Consider the following 7869-nt stretch of genomic DNA (forward strand, 5'->3'; position numbering starts at 1 on the left):
TGTTCTTGTTGTGGTGCAGAAAAACCTGTGAAACTATCTGAACGCACCTACCGTTGTTCGTGCGGTTATGTGGCAGATCGCGACTATAATTCAGCAATCAATATCAAAAATGAAGGTATACGCTTATTAGCGTTATCATAAGTAACAAAACTCTTGGAACAAGAGGGTTAGCTCGGTCAGTTTTCGTTGGCTAGTAAAAGCAACGATAAGTCGAGAAGCCCCCACTTCAATTAGACCGCAAGGTCAATAAGTGGTGGGTAGTTCACCAAAAACCCGGTACCGGATATTAAGCCATATTTAACATCACCATCAGACTGGTCATCAGCACAATGCTGATCAAAATGGAAAGGGAGTTCAGCGTGCTTGACATGGCGACATTGCCGCCGCATTTTTGCGTAAATGCCGTGCAGACGGCGGAAATTGGCGCAAAGGCAATGAGCACAAGCACGAGGCGTACTTCCAATGGCAGCGGCAGCAGGAAGTAGAAGCCGGCTGCAAACAGAACGGCCATCCCGTAGCGGATCATGATGGCTTTTAATATTTTGGCAACCTGGCTTTTTTCCAATTGAAGTTCAAAGCCGATGCCGATCATGAGCATCGCCAGAAAACCGTTTGCCTGGCCCACAATTCCGGTAAATGACGTCACACCTTTTGGCAGCGTGATATGCAAAAGCGACAGCGCAAGCATAATTAAGTATGTATCCATTGGCACGGAAGAGAACATTTTTTTCAAAAAGGATGCCACAGTGGTTTTTTCTTTATTGGCAACAGCTGAAGCAATCGAATACGTGCCGCCTGTGCACAAAACGGAATTGCCCGCATCAAACAGGCAAGTGGCAACGACGCCGGCCGGGCCGAGAAAATTTTGTACATACGGGAGCGTAAAGCAGCCAATATTGTAACCTGAAAAATTGATCATATTAAATGCCTTTTCCGTATGCGTGCGGCGCCTGGAAACCATATAGCCTGTTCCGATCATCACCAGATTGCACACAACCCCGATCCCGACAAGTATGAGCAGCGAAGTTTCGAGGGACAGTTCTTCAAAACTCGTAATGACTGCACATGGAAGTGTAATGTTTAACACCATTCGGGAAATAAGATTAAAATCAGCCTGCTTAAAAAAACCGATACGCTTCAGCAAATACCCAAGCACAATAATCATCACAAACGAAGCAGCTTTCATCAACACAATACCCACAATTTTCCCAGCTTTCTAATTGATCTATTCTCATTAAAAAACAATGAGAAGAAAACAGCAAGAAAAATTTATTGGCAATCACCGCTTTCTTATCATTGCAATGGGGACCGGATCATGGAAACATCCAGGTATTTTTTCAGGTAGTGGCAGGCACCAAAATATTTGGAACACATATTGATGCACCGGTTCATTTCGTTCGCAACCAGCGTTATTTGGAGGAACTCGGGCTCAAGGAACTCGTTTTACCCCTTGTTGTGATGGATAAGTCGAAAGAAGTGGAAGAAAAAAATGATTTTATTCTATCCATTGATGACATCCTATCGTTTGAAGCAGAACATGGAAAAATAGAAGCAGGCACATTCGTCGCGCTTCGTACCGACTGGAGCCATCGCTGGCCTGACAAAGAGGCATTTGAGAACAAAGATGAAGAGGGAAATAGCCACACCCCGGGCTGGGGGATAGACGCCCTGAAATTTTTATTTGAAGAAAGAAATATTAAGGCTGTCGGGCATGAAACTTTTGATACAGATGCTGCAATAGATGTCCGCAAAAATGGATCACTAATTGGCGAATACTATGTGCTTGAACAAGATACATTTCAAGTAGAATTATTAACGAACCTTGATAAGGTACCAGCAAAAGGTGCTGTCATCTTCAATATTAGTCCAAAACCTGAAAAAGCAACCGGATTTCCAGTACGGTCTTTTGCTATTTTGCCATAGTCATGGATAATCTGTTAGGGATTATATGAATCCTTAAGTCCACATGACAGATTTTTTAACTACTTTAGGCGAAGAGGAACAATAGAGAATTAAAATTTATTGGCAAAGTCACGATGATGGTGTAGCGGTAAGTTTTAAGTTCAAATAAAGAAATATTTTAACCGAAGAAGAGCAATGGGCAAAGTTGAAATATATTGTTGATATCTCAAAAGAAATCTGGGGATAAGATTGTAAGCGTACAATCTTTTAAATTGGACGTGAGTGAATTTGGCCCGGCCTGCGAATGACGATGGCCGGGTTTTATAACGCTTTGTTATTTTTGATATGAATCAAGCAGCAACTCCATCTGCTACGGTTTTTCTGTTCTGTTTTTACTATTCCATTCAGGATGACTATCGGATGGATTGTATGGTACAATTTAAGTAGAATTATACAAAGATAATATGTTTATGAGTAAAGGTCACAATCCTTTTTAGGAGGAAAGGCAATGGAATTCATTGCGTTTGTAATTGGGCTGATATTTGCTGTGGTTTGGAGAAAGATGTTTGGGGGCAATGTTCTCACCTTCATTGTTACTTGGGCTGCAGGGATATTCATCGCATACATTTTGCTTGTGATTACAGGCATTGTACTAAGTTTGCTCTTCAGCGCCTTGCTTGTATTTGTGGTCATGGCTTTAGTATTTTCAGTGACTAAGTATTTCAGGGCAAGACGAGATTCATGACCGAAGCAGTACTGGATTTTGCCGTTCTGCTTTTTTATTTGGGTTTTTTCCTCTCCATTTGGAATACAAAAATGGAGAGGAAAAAACACCGGTGTGAAGCTGCATATGATCATAAACCGCTTCGTATTAAATAAGCCTGCCATGAAATTTTCTTCACTTTCGTCAATACTTCATATAATATGCAGTGTTTAACTGGAGCTTAACATGAATAATTAGATGGAAAAAAAGTCATGCATTCAACAATTCTTCAATCTTTTCCTCCAATTCTTCCGGCTTTGTCCGCGAACCGTAATAATGGATCACGTGTCCGTTGCGATCAATGAGAAATTTATTGAAATTCCACGAAATTTTCTTTTCACCTGCTTGCTGCAAAAGTTCGGCAAAGAGCGGATTCATGTCTTTGCCCTTCATTTTCGTTTTTTTGAAAAGCGGGAAAGTTACCCCATAGTTGACTTTGCAAAATTCAGCGGTTTTTTCGCTGTCTTCGAATTCTTGTTTCATGAAGCTGTCGCTCGGAAAGCCGAGTACGGTGAATCCACGGTCTTTATATTTTTCATAAAGATGTTCAAGTCCCTCGTACTGCGGCGTAAAACCGCATTTGCTAGCCGTATTGACGATCAGCAAAACCTGATTCTTATAATCTGTTAGCGATTTTTCTTCGTTTCCGGTTAATGTTTCAAAATGATAATCATAAATAGACATATTCAGGCCTCCCATCAAATTTATTCAAATTGCCAAACACGATGGCTCAAATTTCTGTATCGGTAACTTTGGTGCAGCTTGTTTCTCTTGACATTGAAACTTTTCCATTTAACAATACTCACTTTGATTAAAATGATTGGCGTTTTTATTATAAAGGTTCCACGGCGCACCGGAAAACTATATGCCCGAAATGAAGCTCGAATATTTCTACTTGCCTGTCCCATACTAAAACTTAAAGGAGGGATGACGATGGCTAAACGATCGGGTAAGACCGATGCAGACCAGAAGAATAAAAAAGGATTTGACGCGGCCAAAACTGATTCCGAGTTCTCAAGAGAATTGCAACAAATGGGCGACGGAGCCGGAAGCGCAGCGGCCAACCGGATGCATAAGGAAAAAGCTAAAAAAGAAAAAGCATCCAAAAACCAGGGGCAGTGGAAAGGCATGCATTAATAATAAAAGGGCGGCTCAAGATGGTTCAGAGCAGCCCTTTTTAAAATTGATCCGGAAAGACTAGTAATGGGCTTCTGATCGTTCACGTTTGGTGGTACTTCCGCCGGTAATGCCCAAGCGCGAGCAGCGGAAATACATAACGGTAACTGTGGTAATGAATATAAAAACCGCCGGCCATGCCCTGCCCTTTTGGATAATCGGTTGTCCAGTCCTGTCTGGCGAGGGATGAAAGTAAGTAAGAAATGCCACGTTCAATTTCCTCAGCCGGATGATCGGAAACCGCAATTAACGCATCAAGCGCCCAGGCTGTATCGGTGAGGGTGCTGTGATGGAGCGGGATATAGGTTTGATGCAGGTCGCTAAGGCAGGATTCTCCCCAGCCGCCATCATCATTTTGAATCGCCCGCAACCAGCTGGCTGCCCGCCTGAGTGCCGGATGCGTGGCGGGGACCCCGGCGGCTGCAAGACCTGTAGCGGCGGACCACGTTCCGTACAAATAGCAGATGCCCCATCTGCCGTACCAGGAACCGTCTTCCCGCTGATTTTTGATCAGCCAGTTGGCGCCTTTTTCAATAATTGCGTGATCGTTTGCCAAATTTGTATAGTTGCCGAGAAATTCAAGCGTTCTTCCGGTTAAGTCTGCGGTTGACGGGTCTCCCAGTAAAAATTCTGCTTTTTCAATCGGGATGAGTTTGAGCCATCTGCCGTGGAGATTTTTCTCAAAGGCAGCCCATCCGCCGTCCCGGTTTTGCATGGAGATCACCCAGTTGATACCGCGGTTCCATGCTTTGCTTACATGCGCATCTGTTGAAACTTTTTGGATGATGGATCTTAACGCGGCTGTTGTATCATCGACATCGGGATTAATGGTATTGATGTCGGAAAAACCCCATCCGCCCGGTGCACTTTCCGGATTGTGGATCTTCCAGTCTCCGTAACGCTGGTGCTGGCGGCTTAGCAAATAACGGTTTGCGGAAGCCACCATCGGGTCATCCGCGGATACGCCCGCATTTTGCAAGGCATAACTGATCAGGGCAGTGTTCCAGACATTGGCGGTTGTATATTGCATATGGGGCAGGCCGTTAATCGTTGTTTTCATTGACAGCAGCCCTTTGATGGCATTTTGGATTACCGGCCCGTTTTTAAAATGCCCCAATGAAAGCAACGCAAAGATCATTAAAAAGGTCGAACTGAAATAGCTGAGCAATGTCCCATCCGGTTCAAGGCGGTCCAGCATATATTTTTTTGCACGGTCAAGGGCTGCAGCATGTATATTTTCCGGAATTTCACTCAGTTTTTTCAATTCTTCCTCTATAAAATCAAAAAAGGCTTGCCACTCACCGCTTCTCTTCCAGGGGTACTGCGGGTTTCTTTGCGAAAATAAATCGCTCAAATCCGGTCTGTTTGCCATTTTCATGCTGAACTTTCTGGAGGCCAGGATCATGATCGGAATAAGGTTCGCTCTGCCAAATACAGAAAATTGGTAGAGATTGACCGGAAATGAAGGGGGCAGGAAGATCATTTCAACCGGCAGCGGGGTAAATGCCGGCCATTTGTATTGCCCGGTAATCGAAAGCATGATTTTTGTAAACATGCTGGTTTTTTCAATCCCGCCGTTTTCGAGAATAAATTTTTTTGCAGACAGCAGCTTCGGGTCATTCTTACTGATATATCCTGATGCGAGGAGTGCGTAGTAAGCTTCGAGTGTTGTTGACAGATTCCCGCCATTTTCTTCATCGGCAAAAAGCTTCCAGGTGCCGTTTTTGTGCTGCCTGCTCAAGATTCTCTGCACAAGGCCCTGGATCAATTGTTCATCATGAATATCCAATGTCCGTAATAAAATGATCATATAAGCATCTGTTGTAATGCCGGTCTCAAATGGATAGGCCCAGGAGCCGCCGGGAGACTGGTCTTTTTTTAGTCTGCCAATGAGCCATTCGATCCCTTTGTCCGTGTTGATCATTGCACCCTTCATTCCTCTCCTTTTTTACATGATACATATTCAATATGCGGGCTGTGCATTCATGAAGGAGGCAGAAATGATTTTTTTTGCCAGGTTCAAGGAAAAAACGCCGATTGAAAGAATCAAAAGGGAGTTAAAGAACGATCCGGGCAAGCCTGCTGCACTGAATTATGGGGAAGCCTTGCTTGTCCGGCAAATCCGCCATGCCGCCGCCGAGCGGAATACGAATAATGTCACGAGGACAAAAGCATACTGGGACTTCTACCGGCTTCACCCGGAAATCCACTGGGCTTTTTTGGGGCATATGGTTTCGCGCAACGGCGGCTGGAATATGACCGATTTGAAAGGGGAATTGCTTGCGAGATTACTATCGGGAAAAGAGAAACGCTCATTTTTTTCGTTTCTGGAGAGGGGGAATTGGCTGATTTTTCAGGACGTATACCCGCAGATGCTGTTGTATCATATGAGCATGCAGCAGGGACGCCCGCTGTTTCACTTGTTGCCTTATCTGCAGGTGTCCTGTTTTATGGAAGTAATATGGAACGATTACTGGGAATACCGCAACGATGAGCTCTTGGCGATTGCCATGGTGATTAATGAGCAAAGTTATCTTGAGAAACGGGTGATCCAAAATCCTGTTTATCAAAAAGAAGTATTCAAAACGATTGAGTTTAAACTCCAGGATATTTTTTCTTTCAATCAAATTCTGTTTCCATATGAAGAAACTGGCGGGGTGCAATTGGCAGGGCAAACGCTGCATCAGTTTGGATCTTTACAGGAACGGATTTTATTGGGGAAGCGGTTATACGCCATTCTTTTAGGAGACAGAGGACGGCTCGAACGGTTTGAAAGTTGGGCACAGGGCCACCCGCATACAGGTTCCCGGAAAGATTACTGGCCGCAAATGTATAATAATATCCATGAGGGACTGCCCGGAAAATATCAGCTTAAGTTAAGAGCATGCAAACTGAAGCCGGGGGCAAGGAGGATTTACAGCCCTGCACTTGAAAATGCCTGGAAAAATGCCAGCCAGCCGGACGCAGAAGAAGGGGACTGGTACGAAGACTGGCATGTTGCAGAACAATTGGAACCATTACATGAACCAATTCAGGGAGAGATTATGAATGAATACTGTAAAACACTGGAAAGGCTTGAACGTGCGGCCCTTGCCAAAAAAGCGCTCTCGCTTCGTGAAGCGTAAATGCATTTCAACGATGGTGTTTGCTGCGCTCGTGGGCACCTATTTGGATATTGTTTTTACCAGCATTGGTCTTTACGCATTCCCCATCCGGCCGCTTCCGGAAATTTTCAATGTCAATATCGCCTTCACACTGGCAGGGCTTCCCATAATGACAGCAATTTTTTTATATTTTATTGAAAAATGCAGGGGATTTGGAAAAGGCTTGTTCATCCTGTTTTCCGGTTTGCTAATGGCTGTTGTGGAAAAGCTGGCGGAAAGTTTTGGAATTTTTTCCACAGCAGCCATTGGAGCCATTTTTATACGTTCTTTGGCACGCTTCTTTTTTTATTTGCCATAATGATTTATTATAAACGCTGTTAGGAGATTATGAAGAAAGGTATTCTTAATTTAAAACGGTGTTATGGAGTAGGATTCACTCTGTCTTGTCCGTATGAAAATAAGAGCCCAATTCAATCCTTGCCAGTTTTTCACAGAGTTGGATCTTTTTTGCCTTTTTCATCCCGTTTATGAAGACCATGAAAGCTCGTATGATAAAAAATTCAGCGGGCGTGGGCTTTCATAAGGGAGATGAAGCCCGTTGCGGAGGAAAAATTGTGTCTGTGGTCGTTCATAGGTGGAATGAAGGCCCACGACAGAGGAAAATCCGCGCTCGTGGTCGTTCATAAGAGGAATGAAAGCCCGTGACGGAGAAAAATCTGTGTTCGCGGTCGTTCATCAATGGAATGAAAGCCCGCGGTGGGGGAAAATCCGCGCTCATGGTCGTTCATAGATAGAATGAAAGCCCGTGGCGGAAGAAAACCTGAGAGTTCGGTCGTTCATAAGAGGAATGAAAGCCCGTGACGGAGAAAAATCTGTGTTCGCGGTCGTTCATCAATGGAATGAAAGCCCGCGGTGGGGGAAAAT

At 44.1% G+C, this 7869-nt stretch carries 9 protein-coding genes; 6 read left to right on the forward strand and 3 right to left on the reverse strand.

Going from position 1 to position 7869, the window contains the following annotated elements; genetic code table 11:
• On the forward strand, window positions 1–141 hold a 141-nt coding region (locus tag C232_RS19550), incomplete at its 5' end, for a zinc ribbon domain-containing protein (RefSeq protein WP_155891581.1).
• Window positions 142–286: 145 nt separating this feature from the next.
• On the opposite strand, the gene C232_RS0115055 is transcribed toward C232_RS19550, so the two are convergent.
• Complete coding sequence (locus C232_RS0115055) at window positions 287–1201, reverse strand: AEC family transporter (RefSeq protein ID WP_026314629.1); 915 nt, start codon at window positions 1199–1201, stop codon at window positions 287–289.
• A gap of 122 nt (window positions 1202–1323) precedes the next feature.
• On the opposite strand from C232_RS0115055, the gene C232_RS18805 reads away from it, so the two are divergent.
• A complete protein-coding gene (locus tag C232_RS18805) occupies window positions 1324–1923 on the forward strand; it encodes a cyclase family protein (RefSeq protein ID WP_235801550.1) in 600 nt (199 codons plus the stop codon).
• Window positions 1924–2410: 487 nt separating this feature from the next.
• Window positions 2411–2647 carry a hypothetical protein gene (locus C232_RS0115065; RefSeq protein ID WP_018664984.1) on the forward strand — a complete coding sequence of 79 codons (237 nt, stop codon included), beginning with the start codon at window positions 2411–2413 and terminating at the stop codon, window positions 2645–2647.
• 228 nt (window positions 2648–2875) lie between these two features.
• Here C232_RS0115065 and C232_RS0115075 read toward each other — a convergent pair whose 3' ends face one another.
• Entirely contained in the window at window positions 2876–3349 is a 474-nt protein-coding gene (locus tag C232_RS0115075) for a glutathione peroxidase (protein ID WP_018664986.1), read from the reverse strand.
• 249 nt (window positions 3350–3598) lie between these two features.
• Here C232_RS0115075 and C232_RS0115080 point away from each other — a divergent pair, with 249 nt between their 5' ends.
• Window positions 3599–3802, forward strand: coding sequence for a hypothetical protein (locus tag C232_RS0115080; RefSeq protein ID WP_018664987.1), 204 nt, complete (start codon window positions 3599–3601; stop codon window positions 3800–3802).
• 82 nt (window positions 3803–3884) lie between these two features.
• On the opposite strand, the gene shc is transcribed toward C232_RS0115080, so the two are convergent.
• The gene (gene shc / locus C232_RS0115085) at window positions 3885–5777 is read right to left on the reverse strand and encodes a squalene--hopene cyclase (RefSeq protein WP_018664988.1); all 1893 of its coding nucleotides are present in this window, start codon (window positions 5775–5777) and stop codon (window positions 3885–3887) included.
• Between the two features lie 64 nt (window positions 5778–5841).
• On the opposite strand from shc, the gene C232_RS0115090 reads away from it, so the two are divergent.
• Together C232_RS0115090 and C232_RS18810 are read left to right on the forward strand one after the other, a co-directional pair.
• On the forward strand, window positions 5842–6966 hold the full coding sequence (locus C232_RS0115090) for a DUF2515 domain-containing protein (RefSeq protein WP_018664989.1): 1125 nt from the start codon (window positions 5842–5844) through the stop codon (window positions 6964–6966).
• On the forward strand, window positions 6956–7303 hold the full coding sequence (locus C232_RS18810; protein ID WP_155891595.1) for a CBO0543 family protein: 348 nt from the start codon (window positions 6956–6958) through the stop codon (window positions 7301–7303). Before C232_RS0115090 ends, C232_RS18810 begins: the two co-directional genes overlap by 11 nt.
• Window positions 7304–7869 lie beyond the last annotated feature (566 nt).

The organism is Heyndrickxia acidiproducens DSM 23148, from assembly GCF_000374345.1.
Taxonomy (GTDB): domain Bacteria; phylum Bacillota; class Bacilli; order Bacillales; family Bacillaceae_C; genus Weizmannia; species Weizmannia acidiproducens.

Coding starts and splice junctions, on each gene's coding strand:
- C232_RS0115065 (WP_018664984.1), top strand. CDS start 2,411: ATGGAATTCATTGCGTTTGTAATTGGGCTGATATTTGCTGTGGTTTGG.
- C232_RS0115075 (WP_018664986.1), bottom strand. CDS start 3,349: ATGTCTATTTATGATTATCATTTTGAAACATTAACCGGAAACGAAGAA.
- C232_RS0115080 (WP_018664987.1), top strand. CDS start 3,599: ATGGCTAAACGATCGGGTAAGACCGATGCAGACCAGAAGAATAAAAAA.
- shc (WP_018664988.1), bottom strand. CDS start 5,777: ATGAAGGGTGCAATGATCAACACGGACAAAGGGATCGAATGGCTCATT.
- C232_RS0115090 (WP_018664989.1), top strand. CDS start 5,842: ATGATTTTTTTTGCCAGGTTCAAGGAAAAAACGCCGATTGAAAGAATC.